Source organism: Peristeroidobacter agariperforans (assembly GCF_004138335.1).
Lineage (GTDB): Bacteria > Pseudomonadota > Gammaproteobacteria > Steroidobacterales > Steroidobacteraceae > Steroidobacter > Steroidobacter agariperforans.
In genome coordinates this window covers 1,454,294-1,472,377 of the sequence record NZ_RYFW01000001.1, presented here as the reverse complement: position 1 = coordinate 1,472,377, position 18,084 = coordinate 1,454,294, and the positions used below count along the sequence as shown (strand labels likewise).

12 protein-coding genes are annotated in these 18,084 nt (G+C 62.1%); 7 read left to right on the top strand and 5 right to left on the bottom strand.

Annotated elements, in window-relative coordinates:
* Positions 1 to 45: 45 nt before the first annotated feature.
* Positions 46 to 2,124, top strand: coding sequence for an EAL domain-containing protein (locus EK373_RS06350; protein WP_129641873.1), 2,079 nt, complete (start codon positions 46 to 48; stop codon positions 2,122 to 2,124).
* 247 nt (positions 2,125 to 2,371) lie between these two features.
* Here EK373_RS06350 and pyc read toward each other — a convergent pair whose 3' ends face one another.
* The 4 genes from pyc to gshA all read right to left on the bottom strand — a co-directional run bounded on the left by pyc (position 2,372) and on the right by gshA (position 9,515).
* Complete coding sequence (pyc, locus tag EK373_RS06345) at positions 2,372 to 5,818, bottom strand: pyruvate carboxylase (RefSeq protein ID WP_129641872.1); 3,447 nt, start codon at positions 5,816 to 5,818, stop codon at positions 2,372 to 2,374.
* Positions 5,819 to 6,038: 220 nt separating this feature from the next.
* A complete protein-coding gene (locus tag EK373_RS06340; RefSeq protein ID WP_157994248.1) occupies positions 6,039 to 7,229 on the bottom strand; it encodes a GGDEF domain-containing protein in 1,191 nt (396 codons plus the stop codon).
* 68 nt (positions 7,230 to 7,297) lie between these two features.
* Complete coding sequence (locus EK373_RS06335; RefSeq protein WP_129641870.1) at positions 7,298 to 7,513, bottom strand: hypothetical protein; 216 nt, start codon at positions 7,511 to 7,513, stop codon at positions 7,298 to 7,300.
* A 418-nt stretch (positions 7,514 to 7,931) separates the two neighbouring features.
* Entirely contained in the window at positions 7,932 to 9,515 is a 1,584-nt protein-coding gene (gene gshA / locus EK373_RS06330; RefSeq protein WP_198683101.1) for a glutamate--cysteine ligase, read from the bottom strand.
* Positions 9,516 to 9,742: 227 nt separating this feature from the next.
* On the opposite strand from gshA, the gene EK373_RS06325 reads away from it, so the two are divergent.
* From EK373_RS06325 to EK373_RS06300, 6 genes are all read left to right on the top strand, one after another.
* Complete coding sequence (locus tag EK373_RS06325) at positions 9,743 to 10,573, top strand: GGDEF domain-containing protein (protein ID WP_232831028.1); 831 nt, start codon at positions 9,743 to 9,745, stop codon at positions 10,571 to 10,573.
* A gap of 138 nt (positions 10,574 to 10,711) precedes the next feature.
* Entirely contained in the window at positions 10,712 to 12,274 is a 1,563-nt protein-coding gene (eat, locus tag EK373_RS06320) for an ethanolamine permease (protein WP_129641868.1), read from the top strand.
* Positions 12,271 to 13,641 (top strand): glutamine synthetase family protein, encoded by a 1,371-nt coding sequence (locus tag EK373_RS06315; RefSeq protein ID WP_129641867.1) that lies wholly within the window; start codon positions 12,271 to 12,273, stop codon positions 13,639 to 13,641. Before eat ends, EK373_RS06315 begins: the two co-directional genes overlap by 4 nt.
* A gap of 18 nt (positions 13,642 to 13,659) precedes the next feature.
* On the top strand, positions 13,660 to 15,054 hold the full coding sequence (locus EK373_RS06310; RefSeq protein ID WP_129641866.1) for an aldehyde dehydrogenase family protein: 1,395 nt from the start codon (positions 13,660 to 13,662) through the stop codon (positions 15,052 to 15,054).
* Between the two features lie 40 nt (positions 15,055 to 15,094).
* Complete coding sequence (locus EK373_RS06305; protein WP_129641865.1) at positions 15,095 to 16,270, top strand: iron-containing alcohol dehydrogenase; 1,176 nt, start codon at positions 15,095 to 15,097, stop codon at positions 16,268 to 16,270.
* Positions 16,271 to 16,326: 56 nt separating this feature from the next.
* Entirely contained in the window at positions 16,327 to 16,701 is a 375-nt protein-coding gene (locus EK373_RS06300; RefSeq protein WP_157994246.1) for a DUF2845 domain-containing protein, read from the top strand.
* On the opposite strand, the gene EK373_RS06295 is transcribed toward EK373_RS06300, so the two are convergent.
* Entirely contained in the window at positions 16,686 to 18,050 is a 1,365-nt protein-coding gene (locus EK373_RS06295; protein WP_129641863.1) for an MATE family efflux transporter, read from the bottom strand. The genes EK373_RS06300 and EK373_RS06295 overlap by 16 nt on opposite strands.
* Positions 18,051 to 18,084: the final 34 nt, after the last annotated feature.

Sequence of the window (18,084 nt, the reverse complement as noted above, 5' to 3'; positions counted from 1 at the left end):
AGCAGCACTGGAAGTAGTGCTGCCCGCGATATACTCCCCGCCCGCATGCCTGCAACCGTCTTGCTCATCGATGCGAACGCCGAGGACGAGCAACTGTTCCGCGAGGAACTGGCTCTGATCCGCGATCAGCCGTTCGAACTGGAGGTGGCTCGCACCCTGGCCGAGGGGCTGGGCCGACTGCGCCCGGGCTCGTCTGGCCAGATCGGTCCGGGCGCCGATGTCATCCTGCTCGACCTGCACCTGCCCGACAGCCTGGGGCTGACCACATTCCTGCGCCTGCAGCCCAAGGCCGGCGACCGGCCCATCATCGTGCTGGTCGGCCAGGTCGACGAGGACCTGGGGATCGAGGCGGTGGAGCGCGGGGCGCTCGACTACCTGATCAAACAACAGGTGGTCAGCACACTGCTGAACAAGGCGCTGCGCTACGCCACCGAGCGCACCCACACTCTGCTGGCCTTGAAGGCGTCCGAGACTCGCTACCGCGAGTTGTATGAAAACGTCGTCGCCGGCGTGTTCCAGACCACGCCGGACGGCAAATTCATGGCGGCGAACCCGGCGCTGGTCCGCCTGCTCGGCTATGCCAGCGAGGATGAGCTGCTGGAGCTGCACATCGAGCGCGACCTTTATATGTATCCCGAGGAGCGGGAGAACTGGCTGCGGAACATGGCGGCCGCCGGCGAGATCCGCAACGCCGAGCTGGTCTTGAAGCGCAAGGACGGCCGCAAGATCGTCGTGCTGGAGAACTCTCGCGCGGTGCGTGACGAACATGGTCAGGCCATCTACTACGAAGGCACGCTCACCGATATCACCGAAGCGCACGAGTTGTCGCGGCAGTTATCGTATGAAGCCAGTCACGATGCGCTCTCGGGCCTGATCAACCGGCGCGAGTTCGAGCTGCGACTGCAACGAGCGTTGGACTCGGTACAGTCGGGCGCGCAGCACGCGGTCTGCTACCTGGATCTGGATCAGTTCAAGATCATCAACGACACCTGCGGCCACATCGCCGGCGACGAGCTGCTCCGGCAGCTCGCGCAAGTCCTGCAGGGTCGCGTTCGAAGCAATGACACACTGGCGCGCCTGGGCGGCGACGAGTTCGGCCTGCTCTTGCACGATTGCGGCGTCGACGACGCCATCATGGTCGCGAACGGCCTGCTCAAGGCGGTCGAGCACCACGCGTTTGTGTGGGGAAATAGCACATTCTCGGTGGGCGCGAGTATTGGCCTCGTGCCGGTCACGCCGACCTTCCGACGGGTCACGCAAGTTCTGCAAGCGGCGGATGCGGCCTGCTACGCGGCCAAGGATCAGGGGCGCAATCGCATTCACGTCTACGAGGAAGACGACTCGTTGGTCGCGCAACGTCACGGCGAAATGCAGTGGGTCGCGCGGGTCAAGCGAGCGCTCAACGACAACCGTTTCTTTCTCGAAGCGCAGCCCATCGTTCCCTTGCAGGGCGACCGGCAAGCCAAGCGCAACTACGAACTGCTGGTTCGCATGCGAGACGAGTCGGGCCGCGTCGTGCCGCCCGGCGCGTTTCTGCCGGCGGTCGAACGCTACAACCTTTCATTGCGCCTGGATCGATGGGTGATCACGACCGCTCTGCAATGGATCTCCACGCATCGCTCGCAGATCGAGCGAGTGTCGCGCATCTTCATCAACTTGTCGGGCGACTCGGTGGGCGATCCTCAGCTGCAGGAGTTCATCCGGCAGTCGATCGTCGAACTGAGCGTGCCACCGGAGCGGATCGGCTTCGAGATCACCGAAACGGCCGCCATCGGCAACCTCACGCGAGCGAATCAACTGATCGCCGGCTTGCGGGAGCTGGGCTGCGCGTTTGCGCTCGATGACTTCGGCAGCGGCGTGTCGTCATTCGCGTACCTCAAGGCGCTGACGGTCGACTATCTCAAGATCGACGGGCTCTTCATCGGCAATATCGTCGCGGACCGGATCGATTATGAGATGGTCCGATCGATCACGGACATCGGTCATGTGATGGGGAAGAAGGTGGTGGCGGAGTCGGTCGAGAGTCTGGAAGCGATGGAGAAGCTGCGGCAGATCGGCGTGGATTTCGTGCAGGGATTTGCGGTGGGGGCGCCGGTGTCGATTGACTCGATCGGGGCTTGGTAGTTTAGGAATTAAGAGGCCTGGGTGGTCCGCGTCGCCGGGAGCGTCCTAGCTCTTTCCGGCACCGTGCTCCGCGTCACTCGCGCTTCGCGCGGATTCCTTGGGTCCCGTTCCTGGGCGCACTGCTCCGACAAGGTCCCTCCTGTTCGAAGCTGCCGGAAAGAGCTAGGACACTCCCGACGCCGCCGAAAGGTCAGCTGCGCATTCGCGCCTGACACTTCTCCCACCGTCCAACGCTCTTCTTGAAAGCTCAGGCCAGCACGATCAGCAAATCCTTCGCGTCGACCGTCTCCCCGTGCTTGGTAACGACCTCGGCAATCGTCGCGTCACGATCCGACCGAACCGACGTTTCCATCTTCATCGCTTCGATCGTCAACAACACATCGCCGCGCTTCACCTTGTCTCCTTGCCGAACAGCCACGGTAGCGACCGTCCCAGGCATCGGCGCGCCAACGTGATTCGCATCGGCAGGCTCGGCCTTCCGACGAGGCGGCTTCAGCGCGACCTGGCTGCGATCGGGCACCTTCACGGAGCGCGGCTGACCGTTCAACTCGAAGAACACCGTGCGCGTGCCATCTTCATGGCTGTCGCTCACAGCGACGAAGCGAACGATGAGGGACTTGCCGCGTTCGATGTCGACTGTGACTTCGTCGCCCGGCTCCATGCCATAGAAGAACAGCGGCGTCGGCAACACGCTGACACGGCCATAGTCGAGCCGGTTCTTCATGTAGTCGAGGAAGACCTTCGGGTACATCAAGTACGACGCGAATTCCTCATCCGTGATCTCGCGCCAGGTTTTGCCCTGCGCTTCATCGCGCGCCTTCTTCAGATCGATCGGCGCCAGCACCTCGCCGGGCCGGCCGGTCATGGGAGCCACACCCTTCAGCACCTTCTCTTGCAGAGCCGAGGGGAAACCGCCGTACGGCTGGCCGAGATCGCCGCGGAATAGCGAGACGACGGATTCGGGGAAGGCGATTTCAGTATCGGGATCGAGCACCTGCTCGGCGGTGAGATTGCTGGTGACCATCATGATCGCCATATCGCCGACGACCTTGGACGTCGGTGTGACTTTCACGATGTCACCGAACATCTCGTTCACCTTCGCATAGGCGCGAGCCACTTCCGGCCAGCGCACATCGTCGATGCCGAGCGAGCGCGCCTGCTCACGCAGGTTGGTGAACTGTCCGCCGGGCATGCCATGGACGTACACCTCGGACGCGCCCGAGCGCAGATCGCTCTCGAACGCGCTGTAACAGTGACGCACCTGTTCCCAGTAGCCGGACAGCACGCGCAGGTTCTCCGGATTGAGTCCGGGATCTCGCGGGCTGTGACGCAGAGCTTCGACGATAGAACCCAGGTTGGGCTGCGAAGTGAGGCCGCTCATCGCGTCCAACGCGCCATCGACCGCATCGGCGCCCGCATCGACTGCTGCAAGCACGCTCGCCGCAGCGATACCGCTCGTGTCGTGCGTATGGAAGTGCACCGGCAAGCCGACCTCTTCCTTCAACGCCTTGACCAGCGTGTAAGCGGCGCGCGGCTGGCACAAGCCCGCCATGTCCTTGATGCCGAGAATATGCGCGCCGGCCGACTTCAACTCGTGCGCCATCGACAGGTAGTACTTCAAGTCGTACTTGGTCTGGCGCGGATCGGTCAGATTCCCGGTGTAGCAAATCGCCGCTTCGCAAAGGGCGCCTGATTCGCGCACGGCATCGATGGCGACGCGCATGTTCTCGACCCAGTTCAGCGAATCGAACACGCGGAACAAGTCGATGCCCGACTGCGCCGCCTGCTTCACGAAATACTTCACGACGTTGTCGGGATAATTGGTATATCCGACCGCGTTCGCGGAACGCAGCAGCATCTGTAGCAGCAGATTCGGCATCGAGCTGCGGAATTCCTGCAACCGCTCCCACGGGCATTCGTTGAGGAAGCGCATTGCGACGTCGAACGTCGCACCGCCCCAGCACTCGACCGAGAACAGATCGGGCAGCAGGCTCGCGTAGTACGGCGCGATGGCCTTCATGTCATAAGTGCGGAAGCGCGTCGCGAGCAGCGATTGATGCGCATCACGCATCGTCGTGTCGGTGAGCAGCACGCGCTTCTGCTCGAGCATCCATTGTGCAAACTTCTCGGGCCCCAGCTCGTCGAGCTTCTGCTTGGTGCCGGATGCCGGCGGCGGCAGCTCGACCTTCGGCAGCTTGGGCGGCGCCAATCTCTGCGGCTTCGGACGCGACTTCACTTCGGGATTACCGTTCACGACGACATCGCCGATGAAGTTCAACAGACGCGAGGCGCGATCCTTCTTGCGAGGGAAACGGAACAGCTCAGGGGTCTGATCGATGAACTTGGTCGTGTACTCCGCGGACGCGAACTGCGGATGCAGGATCAGCTGATCGAGGAAGCGCAGATTCGTCACCACGCCACGCACGCGGAACTCCCACAATGCGCGATGCATGCGCGCAATGGTTTCGGCCGGTGTCGGCGACCACGCCGTCACTTTCACCAGCAGCGAATCGTAGGAGCGCGTGATGATGGCGCCCGAATATGCGGTGCCCGCATCGAGACGGATGCCGAAACCGGCGGGACTGCGATAGGCGGTGATGCGGCCGTAGTCAGGAATGAAGTTGTTTTCGGGATCTTCCGTGGTCACGCGACACTGCATCGCGTAGCCATTGAGTCGGATGTCTTCCTGCTTCGGCACGCCACTGTCGGCATCGCCGATCTTCGCCCCTTCGGCGATCCGGATCTGCGCGCGCACGATATCGATGCCGGTGACGGCTTCAGTCACCGTGTGCTCGACCTGCACGCGCGGGTTCACTTCGATGAAATAAAACTTGCCGCTGTCCGCGTCCTGTAGGAACTCCACCGTGCCGGCATTGAGATATCGCACCGCGCGACCGATCTTGAGCGCCTCTTCGCACAGCGACCGGCGCTGCTCGGCATTGAAGAACGTGGCCGGCGCACGCTCGATGACCTTTTGATTGCGGCGCTGAACGGTGCAATCGCGCTCGAACAGGTGTACCAGGTTGCCGTGCGCGTCGCCTAACAGCTGAACCTCGATATGGCGAGCACGACGAACCAGCTTCTCGAGATAAACCTCGTCGTTGCCGAAAGCCGCTTTGGCCTCGCGCCGGGCTGTCGCCACCATTTCGGGCAGCTCTTTCTCGCTCTCGACGATGCGCATGCCACGACCGCCACCGCCCCAGCTCGCTTTGAGCATGACGGGAAAGCCGACTTCCCGAGCGAGTCGCAATGTTTCTGCATCATCGCGCGGCAACGGCGGAGTGGCCGGCATGACCGGCACGCCGGCCGACACCGCCAGGTTGCGCGCCATCACCTTGTTGCCCAGGCGACGCATGATCTCCGGCGTCGGGCCGATGAAAATCAAACCCGCGGTAGCACAGGCTTCTGCGAACTCGGGATTCTCGGACAAAAAGCCGTAACCGGGATGAATGGCATCGACCTGCGCAGCCTTCGCGATGCGCACGATGTCGGCAATATCCAGGTACGTCTCGACCGGCGTTTTGCCCGCGCCGACCAGATAGCTCTCGTCCGCCTTCATGCGGTGCAATGAGAAGCGGTCTTCCTGCGAGTAGATCGCGACGGTGCGGATGCCGAGCTCGGCGGCTGCACGCATGACGCGAATGGCGATCTCGCCGCGATTCGCGATCAGCAGGCTCTTTATTTTCTGAGGCATGACAACACTCGCCGCCCGCACCGAAGCTGCCGGGCCCCTGTAATGGTCGATCGATGGATGGAAGCTGCCAACGGCAGCGAGATGCATCGATCATAGCCGCACGAGGAGCACCTGCAAGACCGAGGCCAATAGGGTTTCGAGATCAAAGTATCGGCAGCAGCGATGACACCGCTGGCATGCCAGGCCAATGCGTGGGAAGACGCGCTGACAGCCTTTTTTCTCAGTGCGCGGCGCCGGCTTCGGCCGAAGCTTCCTTGCGAAATGAGCCAGTGGTGAGCTCGCCGTATTCCTTGTCCATGATGACGATGCAATTGCGGCCGCGCTCCTTGGCCGCGTACAGCGCCTCGTCCGCGAGCTGGATGAATCCGTAGTGACTGCGATCGCTCATGGGCTGGACACAGGCGATGCCGATGCTCACCGTCAAGCGCTTGCCCGACACAGGGGACGCCGCGTGGGCGATGGCGAGAGCTTCGATGCCAGCCTGGATCTGCCGCGCCATATCTTCCGCATGCTGACGGCTCGCGTCGTAGAGCACCATCGCGAACTCTTCGCCACCGTAACGGGCGGCGATATCCAACGGCCGGCGTGCATGACTGCTCAACGACCAGGCGACGCGACGCAGGCACTCATCGCCCGCCTGGTGGCCAAAGCGATCGTTATAGGATTTGAAATGATCGATATCGATCATGAGCAAGGTCAGCGGCCGGCCTTCGCGAGCCGCCTGCGCCCAGACCCGGTCGAGGTGCTCGTCGAACGTGCGCCGATTGGCGATGCCGGTCAATCCATCACGACGCGCCGTTTCGATCAGCAACTGCGATTCGAGGAAGTTGGTGCGGTTGGCGCGCTCCAGCGAATAGCAAACGATCGCGCCGATGGCGTTGGAGAACAGCAATACACCTACATCCACCAGTCGCTGTGACGCCGGCAGGCCGGCGAGCGTCGCGATGATGGGATAGGACACCAGCACCAGCAGCGAAGCACTCAATGCCGGCCGGAACGCCAGGCCAAGCATCAGATAGTTGTAGATCATGGCCAGCACGACCGAGGCGATCAGACTGATGCCCTGGCTGGCTGCAATGACCGCGAGCACCACGACACCCACGCCGAAGAGCATGGCGCCGTAGGGACATACGATGGGATACCAGCGCTGATACAGCCGGCTGTGTACCAGGATGAGCGCGATCAGAAAGATCGGCCCGAGTACGGTGAGGCGGATCAGATCCAGCGGCCCGTGCACGGCGCCCGGCAACACCACGTGCGTGAGCGCCGAAAAGCCGATGACGAAGCCGATGCCCAGCATCAGATTGCGACTGATCTGAGCACGATTCTTGGCGAGATGCGCGCGCCGGAAGCGCCGCTCCAGGTCAGGATCGTCGAACTTCAGGCGCGGAAAGCCGCGCTGGAGTTGCAACGCGTAAGCGGACTGGGGCGGCGCGTCTGCACCGCCTGCGTAACTCGTTCTGGCGACGGCTTCCGAGATTAGTTCGAATCCTGATGATGTTTGCGACGATCGCGCGCGTCCTTGATCAGGCGTCGCCATACTTCGTAGGCATCCCAGCCCCCGGTCGATTCGATGGTTGGCTCGATCACTGTGTCGATACCGATATCCGGCACGGTCAAGGCGCCGAGTTGATCGGCGTTGGCCGCGGATCCTCCGCTGATCTGGCTGACGACGGGTTTGATTAGTGTGCTCATAAAAGTCAGTCGGCGGAGCGCTCTCACGCGGCTTCGGATGAAAAAAACCTGCCCATGTTATTTCTCACCCGACCGTAAAAGCGTGCGCAGTTCTCAGTTTGGGGACTCAGGTCGTCTTCGTTGAGACTTCCGTGCGCGAGACACTCGACAGACGTGGGGACACGTTTGAAATCGCTCTATTATGTTCAAGCGACCAACGCGCTGGCCAGAAGTCGAATGTAACTCTCGCTTTTAACTTGTGCTAGTCGGGGCGAAAAATAAAACTCACCCGCTAAATCGCGGCGCTGCGATATCCGGATTCGCTCGAGCCATTTGAAATTGATCCGCTGACGATCTGCTCGGGCGCCGAACTCATTCTCGATCGAAAGCGGCCGGGGCACTTTCGATACGTCTCGCCAAAGGTGCGACCTTTGCGAGACTACCGCTCAAAATATTTGCTCAGGAACTGGTCGAAAGTCATGTCGTCGGCGGCTTCGACCGAAGCTTGTCGCTCCAGCGACTGTTCGGCTTCGGCACTGAATTCCGCCAGGCGCTGTTCGTTGGGCGGATACAGGTCCACGAAGTAAGCCTTGTGCACGCGAGACATCCGCAGCGCGAACTGCGCGAAGCTCTCGCCTGTCGTGCGCAATTCTTGCAGACTGCGCGCCGACGGCGTGCGATCGACGTCGTCGATCTTGGTCTGTTGCAAGTCCAACGCGGCCGTGTACGGCTTGCGCTCATCGCCTTGATCGAGCAGCTCGCAGATGCCGCGCATCGAGTCGATGAGCTCCAGCGCCCAGGTGCGCAACTCTACAGGCCGCCCATTGCGGTTTAGTTGCAGCCCCGGCTCGCGCCCGCGGCGCGCCACGATGGCGTGATTGGCATCCAGGTGCGCCTGCTCGCCGGCATCGATCCGATCGCTTTGTTTCAGCACACACAGCGCCGCGAAGGCCTCCAGGAAGCGCAACTTGTTCTGATTGACGCCGACCGGGTCGAACGCGCTCACGTCGAGCGCGCGAAATTCCACATACTCGACACCGCCGCGGCGCAACGCTTGCGACGGATGCTCGCCGGAGCGCGCCACGCGCTTGGGACGGATGTAACTGTAATATTCGTTCTCGATCTGCAGCAGGTTGGCGTTGAGCTGCCGGTATTCGCCGTCCACCTTGACGCCAAGTTTCTGATATTCCGGATTCGGCGTGCTGACCGCGGCGGTCAGGTCGCGCACATACTCGTCGAGACTGTTGACCGAAATCTGCACCCCGGCCTGGCTCTTGTTGCGATAACCCAGATCGCTCATGCGCAGCGACGTCGCGTACGGGGCATAAAGCGTGCCGGGCGCGAATGTTTCCAGTTGATGATCGCGGCCGCGCACGAAAGAGCTGCACAATGCCGGAGAGTTGCCGAACAAGTACAGGATCAGCCAGCCGTGGCGCCGATAATTTCTCAGCAACGAGAAATATTGCTCCGAGATGAAATGCGCGTCGGCCCGGTGCTCTTGCAAGACTTCGGCCAGCACCGGCCAGAACTGCTGTGGAAAGGAGTAATTGAAGTGCACGCCGGAAATCGCTTGCATCATCCGGCCGTAACGATTGCCCAGGCCGAGCCGGTACACCTCTTTCAGCTGGCCGATGTTCGAGCGGCCATAGCGTGCAATGGGAATTTCATCATCGCCTGTCAGCATGCAGGGCATGCTGGTTGCCCAGAGCAGCTGCTCGCCCAGGTGGCGGTAGACGAACTGGTGCAAGTCGCATAGATATTGCAGCAGTTGCCAGGACTCGCCGAACGCGGGCGTCACCAGCTCGATCAGGGCTTCCGAGTAATCGGTGGTGATGTGCTCGTGAGAGAGCGCCGAGCCGAGCGCGATCGGATGCGGGCTGTGCTCGATGCGGCCGTCGGCGGAGACGCGCAGCGATTCCTTTTCCACGCCCTTCAGGCCGTTCTGCAGGACACGCGGCTCGCGGGTATTGATCAGCGTCGCCAAGCGACGCTCGAAAGCGCGATCGATGCCGGAGCTGCTCATGTCTCATCAGAACGGTAAATGGCCGGCAAGTTTCACGACCCACGTGCAAGGCGTCAAGCATTCCGCCGGAACGACAAAAGTGAATGACCGAGTGCGTTTGGTAAAGTCCGATACCGCAAAAGCGGCCACTATGCTCTGATTGCCCCATCCCGACCGAGCGCAGGAGATCCGTGGAGCTGCCGACTGTCTTCGATCTCGAGTACGTAACCTCGTATCTGTCGATCGGAGTGGTCGCAGCCCTGGCACTAACGGCTATTGCCGCCCTGGCACGGACCCTGTTCCTGCACGCCCGCCTGGCCCGACGCACCCGGGAGCTGGAATTCGAGCTGGCGCAGCGCCAGCGCGCCGAGTCCGAGCTGCAGACAATCCGTGACGATTTGGAGAATCGGGTCCGTGACCGCACCCAGGCACTGGAAGCGCGCAACGAGGAGCTCAGCCGAGTGCGGCTCGCGCTGGAAACCGCCAATCGACGCCTCCGGCGCCTGGTCGCCGCCGACCCACTGACCGGCATCGCCAATCGGCGCCAGTTCGACCGGGTGCTCGATCGCGAAGTGCGCCGTGCCCGCCGCGAACGGCTGCCGTTGTCGTTGATCTTCCTAGATGTTGACGAGTTCAAGCACTTCAACGACACCTATGGCCACGTCCATGGCGATGAGGTGTTGCGCCGGGTCGCGCGCACCCTGGACGAAAGCTTCCGCCGGGGCGGCGATCTGGTCGCACGCTACGGCGGCGAAGAGTTCGCCGTCGTGTTGCCGGGCATGGATGCTCATCGCGCCGGCCTGTATGCCGAGCGCTTGCGCCGCCGGATCTGGCGGATGGCGATTCCGTGCGGTCAAGCCGGCGAACGCATCACCGTCAGCGGCGGTGTCGCCGCGATCGCGCCGGGCACGCCCGGCTTCGACGACGCCAGGCCGGATGCATTGCTGAAGGCGGCCGATCAGGCGCTCTACAAGGCCAAATGCCAGGGCCGCAATCGCATCGCCATGGCTGCCAGCCAGGACGCCCGTGCACCGACACCGGGCACGACCGAGCGCCCGCTGATCGAGCTCGCCTCCTAGTCTTCCCGGTCTTTCCTGCCCTTGCGCCATTCATGCGCCGTCGGCGTATAGTCGATCGGTCGCATTCATCCTCGAAAACAACAGTTACAAGGAATGTGGGTCGCGAGCGATTAGCATTCCTTGTGCAGGGAGAATCGCATGACAGACAAGAAAACGGTCGGCGGCGTCACGTATCAGAACGCAAGTTCGGATTACTTCGAGAAGCGTGGACTGAAACGTCACGCGCGAGTCTGGTCGCTGTGGGCGCTGGGAGTCGGCGCCGTCATCTCGGGCCACTTCTCCGGCTGGAACTTCGGCATCGGCGCCGGCGGCTGGGGCGGCCTGTTCATCGCCGCCATCATCATCGCGATCATGTATCTGGGGCTGATCTTCAGCCTGGCGGAAATGTCGCCGGCGCTGCCCCATACCGGCGGCGCTTACTCGTTTGCCCGCAGCGCCATGGGCCCATGGGGCGGCTTCATCACCGGCCTGGCCGAGAGCATCGAATACATCATGACGCCGGCCGTCATCGTGTTCTTCATCGGCTCCTATCTCACCGGCATTTTCGAAACTCCTGCCGCGTATCAGCCGTTGTGGTGGATCGGCTGTTATCTGCTGTTCGTGCTGCTCAACTACGCGGGCGTGGAGTTGTCTTTCAAGATCTCTGTCGTCGTGACCGTAATGGCGCTGGCGGTGCTGGTGGTGTTCTGGATCAGCGCGATTCCGCACGCGGATTTTTCGCGCTGGGCGCTGAATATCGCCGCCGGTCCGGACGGCAAGCCCGTCGAGCTGCCACAAGGCGGCGGCAGCTTCCTGCCGTTCGGCTGGCACGGCGTCCTCGCGGCGCTGCCGTTCGCTGTGTGGCTGTTCCTCGCGATCGAAGAGCTGCCGCTCGCCGCCGAGGAGTCGGTGGATCCGAAGCGCGACATGCCCAAAGGGTTGATCTTCGGCATGTTCACGCTGATGGTTTCGGCACTGATGATCATGTTGCTGAATGCGTCGATCGGCTCCGCCGACGAAGGCAAGCTGCACGGCTCGTATTCGCTGGCCACGTCGGCCGAGCCGCTGCTCGATGGCTTCCGCGTGATCTTCGCCGGCGACATCGCCAAGCTGCTGGCGCTGCTGGCCGTCATCGGCCTGATCGCGAGTTTCCACACCATCATCTTCGCGTTCGGCCGCCAGATATATTCGCTGTCCCGCGCCGGTTACTACCCGGCCGCCATGTCTTTGACGCACGGCTCGCGCAAGACTCCTCACATCGCGTTGTTCACCGGCGCGTCGATCGGGCTCGCGGTGATTCTTGCCGTTTGGTTCTCGCGCGGCGCAGAGAAAGGCGGCGCAATCATCGGCGCAACTTTGCTGAACATGGCGGTGTTCGGCGCAATGATCTCTTATGCCTTCCAGGGCATTGCGTTCATCTTGTTACGCAAGAACATGCCGAACATCGAACGACCCTATCGCAGCCCGCTGGGCATTCCGGGCGCGGCGGCAACGGTTGTCATTGCAATCGTCACACTCTACTACCAGCTGCAGGATCCGGTGTACCGGGCCGGCGTGTATTCGGCGCTGGCCTGGTATGTTGCCGGCGTTCTGTACTTCGCGCTCATCGGTCGTCACAAACTCGTGTTGTCGCCCGAGGAAGAGTTCGCACTCACCGGTGGACAGCACGGCCATCCGGAGCGCGAGGGTTACGGCACTACCAAGGTTGACACCGCGTCATGATGGAGCCCCGCCAGGTCAAAAGCGCTGCCGACGCCAAAGCCATCGTCGAGCAGCGCGGTCTGTCGCATGTAAAAGTTGGCGTCTTCGATATCGACGGCATCATGCGCGGCAAATATATGTCGCGCGCCAAATTCATTTCGGCATTGGAGAGCGGCTACGGCTTTTGCGATGTCGTGCTCGGCTGGGACTGTCAGGACCAGCTGTACGACAATGTGAAATTCACCGGCTGGCACACGGGCTATCCGGACGCGCCGGTGCGCATCCTTCCCGAATCGTGCCGGCCGTTGCCGTTCGAAGATGACAATCTATTGTTCTTGAGCGAGTTCACAGGCGCGGGTGAGCAGGTCTGTCCGCGCGGCGTGCTTCGCCGTGTGCTCGACAAGGCGGCCAAGCTCGGTTTCCAACCGTATGCGGGCTTCGAGTACGAAGTGTTCTTCTTCGACGAGACGCCCGAATCGGTGCGCGCCAAGCACTATCGCGATCTGAAGCCGATGGCGCCAGGCTGGTTCGGCTATTCCGTCATTCGCAATTCGACCGCGTCGGAGTTCTATCGGCACCTGCTAGCGACCTGCGAAACCATGGACTTCGGCATCGAAGGGCTGCACGAGGAGACCGGGCCGGGCGTGATCGAGGCGGCGATTGCTTTCGACAGCGCGCTGGCGTCGGCCGACAAGGCGGCGCTGTTCAAGACGTTCGTCAAGGTAATCGCCCAACGCAACAACATGATGGCGACCTTCATGGCGAAATGGTCGCGCGACTGGCCGGGCCAGAGCGGTCACATTCACCTGTCGCTGAAGGACGGCGACGGCAAGCCGGTGTTCTACGATCCGGACCGGCCGCACCAGATGAGCGAGACCATGCGTCACTTCGTCGGCGGCCAGCAGAAGCTGATGCCGGAACTGCTTGCCATGGTGGCGCCGACCGTCAATTCATACACACGGTTGATTCCTGGCTTCTGGGCGCCGACCGATTCAAGTGTGGGTGTCGAAAATAGAACGTGCGCCTTGCGAGTCATTCCGGGCAGCGCGAAGTCGCAACGCGTGGAGTACCGAGTCGCGGCGGCGGATGCGAATCCCTATGTGATTCTTGCCGCGGCGCTCGGCTCGGGGCTGTACGGAATCGAGCATCGCATCGAGCCCGAGCCACTGGTCGAAGGCAATGCTTACGACCATAAGTTTCCCGAGCAGCTGGCGCTGCCACGGACCCTGTGGGATGCCGCCCAGCGTTTGAAACAATCGCGCATGGCGCGCGAGTACTTCGGCGACGCCTTCGTCGATCATTTCGCCGCCACCCGCGAATGGGAAGAGCGCGAGTTCCGCAAGCACATTACGGACTGGGAGCTGGCGCGGTACTTCGAGATCATTTGACGAAGGCCGCAGCGCCGGATGGGGCATATGCAACGAACGATTTCTCCTGTCGATGGCAGCGTCTACGTTCAGCTCGAGCTCGCGACGGCCGCGGTCATAGACGAGGCGCTCGACCGCGCTCGCACTGCCCAGCGCGAATGGCGAAGCACCTCTGTCGCCGACCGCGCAAGCATCCTCACCCGCTTCTGCGACATCTTCGAAAGTCAACGCACCGACATCGCCACCGAACTGACCTGGCAAATGGGCCGCCCCATTCGCTACTCGCCGAGCGAAGTGAACGGCACACTCGAGCGCGCGCGGCACATGATCGCAATCGCCCCGCAAGCGCTCGCCGACATCGACGCAGGACCCAAGGAAAACTTCACCCGCTTCGTTCGTCGCGAGCCGCTGGGCGTCGTGCTCACCATCGCCGCCTGGAATTATCCCTATCTGATTGCCGTCAACAGCATCGTCCCGGCGCTGATGGCCGGCAACGCGGTGGTCTTGAAACATTCTGCGCAAACGCCGCTGTGCGCCGAGCGTTTTGCGACTTGCCTGCGAAAGGCCGGCCTGCCCGATGGCGTGTTTCAAGTCTTGCATCTAAGTCATGCGGACACGGAAAAGGTTATTCGCGATCCGCGGATCGACTTTGTCGCATTCACGGGCTCAGTCGCTGGCGGGCACGCCGTGCAACGCGCGGCGTCGGAACGTTTCATCGGCGTTGGCTTGGAACTCGGCGGATGCGATCCCGTCTATGTTCGCCACGACGCCGATCTCTCGCACGCCATCGAAAACGTGGTCGACGGCGCGTACTTCAATAGCGGCCAGTCGTGCTGCGGCTTACAACGCATCTATGTTCACGAAAGGGTCTACGAAAAATTCGTCGAAGGCTTCGTCGATCTCACGAACAAATACGTGCTCGGCAACCCGCTCGAGCAGAGCACCACGCTCGGCCCGGTCATTCGGACCGCAGCGGCGGATACGATTCGTCAGCAGATCGCCGCATCCATCAGCGCCGGCGCGCAGCCCGCGATCGACGCAGCGAAATTCGCTGACAGCATACCGGGCACACCCTACCTGGCGCCGCAGGTGCTGCTGAACGTCGATCACTCCATGACCGTCATGCGCGAGGAAATTTTTGGCCCGGTCGCCGGTCTGATGAAGGTGAGCTCGGACGAGCAGGCGATTGCACTGATGAACGACACGGCTTTCGGACTGACAGCCGCGATCTGGACGGGCGATGAGGACGCCGCGCTGGCCATCGGCGATCGCATCCAGACCGGCACCTGGTACATGAATCGCTGCGACTATCTGGACCCGGCGCTGGCCTGGGTCGGCGTGAAGGATTCGGGGCGCGGCTGCACGCTGTCAGTCGTCGGTTACGAACATCTCACGCGGCCCAAGTCGTTTCATTTGCGAACGCGCACGCAGTAGCAAGATCGTCAGCAAACCCGTCCGCCCGAAGGAAAACATCATGGCTTCGTTACGCGGCAACTGGAACTACCCCACCTCCGTCCGCTTCGGCCCCGGCCGCATTTCCGAGCTGCCGGACGCGTGCAAGACGTTAGGCATGAAACGTCCGCTGCTCGTCACGGATGCCGCGTTGGCAAAGCTGACGATGATCGAAAGCGCCGTTGCTGCGTGCCAGTCGGCAGGACTCGCCTGTGAAGTGTTCAGCGACGTGCAAGCGAATCCGGTGGAGTCGAATGTCACGAATGGCGTCAATGCGTACCGTCGTGGCGCGCACGATGGCGTGATCGCTTTCGGTGGCGGCAGCGCACTCGACACCGGCAAGGCCGTAGCGTTGATGGTGGGACAGACGCGTCCGATCTGGGACTTCGAAGATCGCGAGGACTGGTACACGCGAGTGAATGTTTCAGGCATGGCGCCGACCGTGGCTGTACCGACAACGTCCGGCACCGGCTCCGAAGTCGGACGCGCCTCCGTGATTACCGATGTGCGCGATCACACCAAGAAGATCATTTTTCATCCCAGGATGTTGCCGTCCATCGTGATCGCCGACCCTGAATTGACGCTGGGCTTACCCGCGAAGGTGACCGCGGCGGTCGGCATGGACGCGCTATCTCACAATCTCGAAGCGTACTGCTCGCCTTCCTATCATCCGCTGGCCGAAGGCATTGCTCTGCAAGGCATGCGTCTGATTCACGATTGGCTGCCAACCGCCGTGCGCGACGGCAGCGACATCGAGGCGCGCTCGCACATGATGGCCGCCTCTTTGATGGGCGCCACCGCGTTTCAAAAAGGACTGGGCGCAATGCACAGCCTGAGTCATCCCTGCTCGGCCAACCTGAACACGCACCATGGCCTGACCAATGCGGTCGTCATGCCTTATGTATTGTCGTGGAACCGTCCGGCACTCGGCGAGAAGATGCAGCGCCTGGCGGCCTACCTGAACCTGCCCCAACATTCCTTCAGCGGCGTGCTGGACTGGATCCTGGAACTGCGAAATACCATTGGCGTACCGGATACATTGGCGGAGTTGGGCGTTACACCTGAGCATGCGGACGCGTTTGCCAGACAGGCGTTCGACGATCCTTCCACCGGCGGCAATCCGGTGCCGGTGACGGTCGCGGAATTTGCTCAGTTGTACCGGAACTGCATCGAAGGACGGCTCCAGACGGCGACTTGATGAACGAAGTGCAAGTTTCATTGGCAATTCATCAGTCGCGAGGCATAGTGAAGACCATGCGTACCGCACTCCTCCTGGGTTTGACATTTGTTGCCGCGACGGTGGCTGCGCCGGCGCATGCGGACGGCATGCGTTGTGGCAGCCGGTTGATCCGCGATGGCGATGCACGCGCCGAAGTACGGGCGTTCTGCGGCGAGCCGGTGGACGTGCAGACGCGCACCATCCTGCGCCGTCCCACTTACACGGTCGGCGGCCGCATCTTCTTTGCAGGCGACGGCCTGATCGAAATCCCGGTGGAAACCTGGACCTACAACTTCGGCCCGAACAAGCTGATGCGCCGGGTGCGCTTCATCGACGGCATCGTCGAGGAAGTCGACACGCTGGGCTACGGGTACAACGATCCGCAGCGCGGCTCTTACGCTGGCCGCTGATTTCGCAAGCGCGCTTTGGTGATCGACCAATAGCGCGCCACCAGCAGCACCGCGCTGATCGTCAGCCCGACGTTCAGCCCGATCCACACCAGTCGCGGTCCTTCGCCACGGTACACAGCGAAGTAGTAAGCGAAGGTGAACCCAACCACCCAGTACGAAAAGACACACAGGGCCATTGGTATGGTCGTGTCCTTGAAGCCGCGCAGCGCGCCTGCTGCGCCGACCTGCACGCCGTCGGAAAACTGGAACAGCGCCGCCATCAACAACAAACTGGCGGCCAGCTCGCGCACCGGCAGATCGCGGGTGTACAGCGCGGCGATCTGATCGTTGAACAGCAAGATCACGATCGCTGATACGGTCATCACGATGGCGCACATCACCACGCCGATCAAACCAGCATTACGGGCGCCGATCAGATCGCCCCGCCCCAACGTGTGACCGACGTGAATGGTCGTGGCCGAGCTGATGGCGAGCGGCACCATGAACATGAACGCTGCGTAGTTCAGCGCGATCTGATGTCCGGCCGCGGTCACGGCGCCCATCCCGCCCATCATCAGCGCCGCCGCTACGAACAAACCGCCTTCGGCCAGAATGCTGCCGGCGATCGGCGCACCGATGCGAGTGAGCTCGCCGAGCACCGGCCAGTTCGGCGGATCGATGCGCGCGAAGAAGTTGAACGGGCGATACGCTCGGTGCACGCGGACGTGTAGAAACATCGCGAAGAACATGAGCCACATGGAGATGGCCGTCGCGACTCCGCAGCCCACTGCACCCAGCCTCGGTGCGCCGAACTTGCCGTAGATGAAAATCCAATTGAAGATGACGTTCACGGTCAGGCCGAGAAAGCCCGTGAACATGATGGGCTTGGTGCGCCCGAGTCCTTCGCTCATATAACGCAGCGAAAAGAACGCGAGCAGGCCCGGCATGCCCCAGCTGATGGCGTGAATGTATCCAACTGCGACCGGCAGCACGTCCTCGGAGATGCCGATCGCCGGCAGGAACCAATCCGCCTGGCGCATGCCCGTGAACAACAGGATTGAAAGCGCCAGCACCAGCCACCATGACTGACGCGCATAGGACGTCACTTTGTACGTATCGTTGGCGCCGTAGGCGTGCGCGACCGATGGCGAAGTAGCCATCAGCAAACCGAAGCCCATGAACATGAAGAGGTTGAAACTGGCGGCGCCGATCGCCAGACCGCCGAGGTCGACCGCGCCCAGCTGGCCCGCCATCACGGTGTCGGCGAAGGCCATGCCGGTGATCGAGAGGTTATTACCTAGCAGCGGGCCGCCGAGCGCAACAATAGCTCGGGCGTCCACGACCAGGCGGGCGCGGCTCTGGATACTCATGGGGTCGAATACTGCCGCCGGCTGTGGCGGTGAA

What these genes read in the sequence shown, in the direction of transcription:
- EK373_RS06350 (WP_129641873.1), top strand. Translation starts at nt 46, where the DNA reads ATGCCTGCAACCGTCTTGCTCATCGATGCGAACGCCGAGGACGAGCAA.
- pyc (WP_129641872.1), bottom strand. Translation starts at nt 5,818, where the DNA reads ATGCCTCAGAAAATAAAGAGCCTGCTGATCGCGAATCGCGGCGAGATC.
- EK373_RS06335 (WP_129641870.1), bottom strand. Translation starts at nt 7,513, where the DNA reads ATGAGCACACTAATCAAACCCGTCGTCAGCCAGATCAGCGGAGGATCC.
- gshA (WP_198683101.1), bottom strand. Translation starts at nt 9,515, where the DNA reads ATGAGCAGCTCCGGCATCGATCGCGCTTTCGAGCGTCGCTTGGCGACG.
- eat (WP_129641868.1), top strand. Translation starts at nt 10,712, where the DNA reads ATGACAGACAAGAAAACGGTCGGCGGCGTCACGTATCAGAACGCAAGT.
- EK373_RS06315 (WP_129641867.1), top strand. Translation starts at nt 12,271, where the DNA reads ATGATGGAGCCCCGCCAGGTCAAAAGCGCTGCCGACGCCAAAGCCATC.
- EK373_RS06310 (WP_129641866.1), top strand. Translation starts at nt 13,660, where the DNA reads ATGGGGCATATGCAACGAACGATTTCTCCTGTCGATGGCAGCGTCTAC.
- EK373_RS06305 (WP_129641865.1), top strand. Translation starts at nt 15,095, where the DNA reads ATGGCTTCGTTACGCGGCAACTGGAACTACCCCACCTCCGTCCGCTTC.
- EK373_RS06300 (WP_157994246.1), top strand. Translation starts at nt 16,327, where the DNA reads ATGCGTACCGCACTCCTCCTGGGTTTGACATTTGTTGCCGCGACGGTG.
- EK373_RS06295 (WP_129641863.1), bottom strand. Translation starts at nt 18,050, where the DNA reads ATGAGTATCCAGAGCCGCGCCCGCCTGGTCGTGGACGCCCGAGCTATT.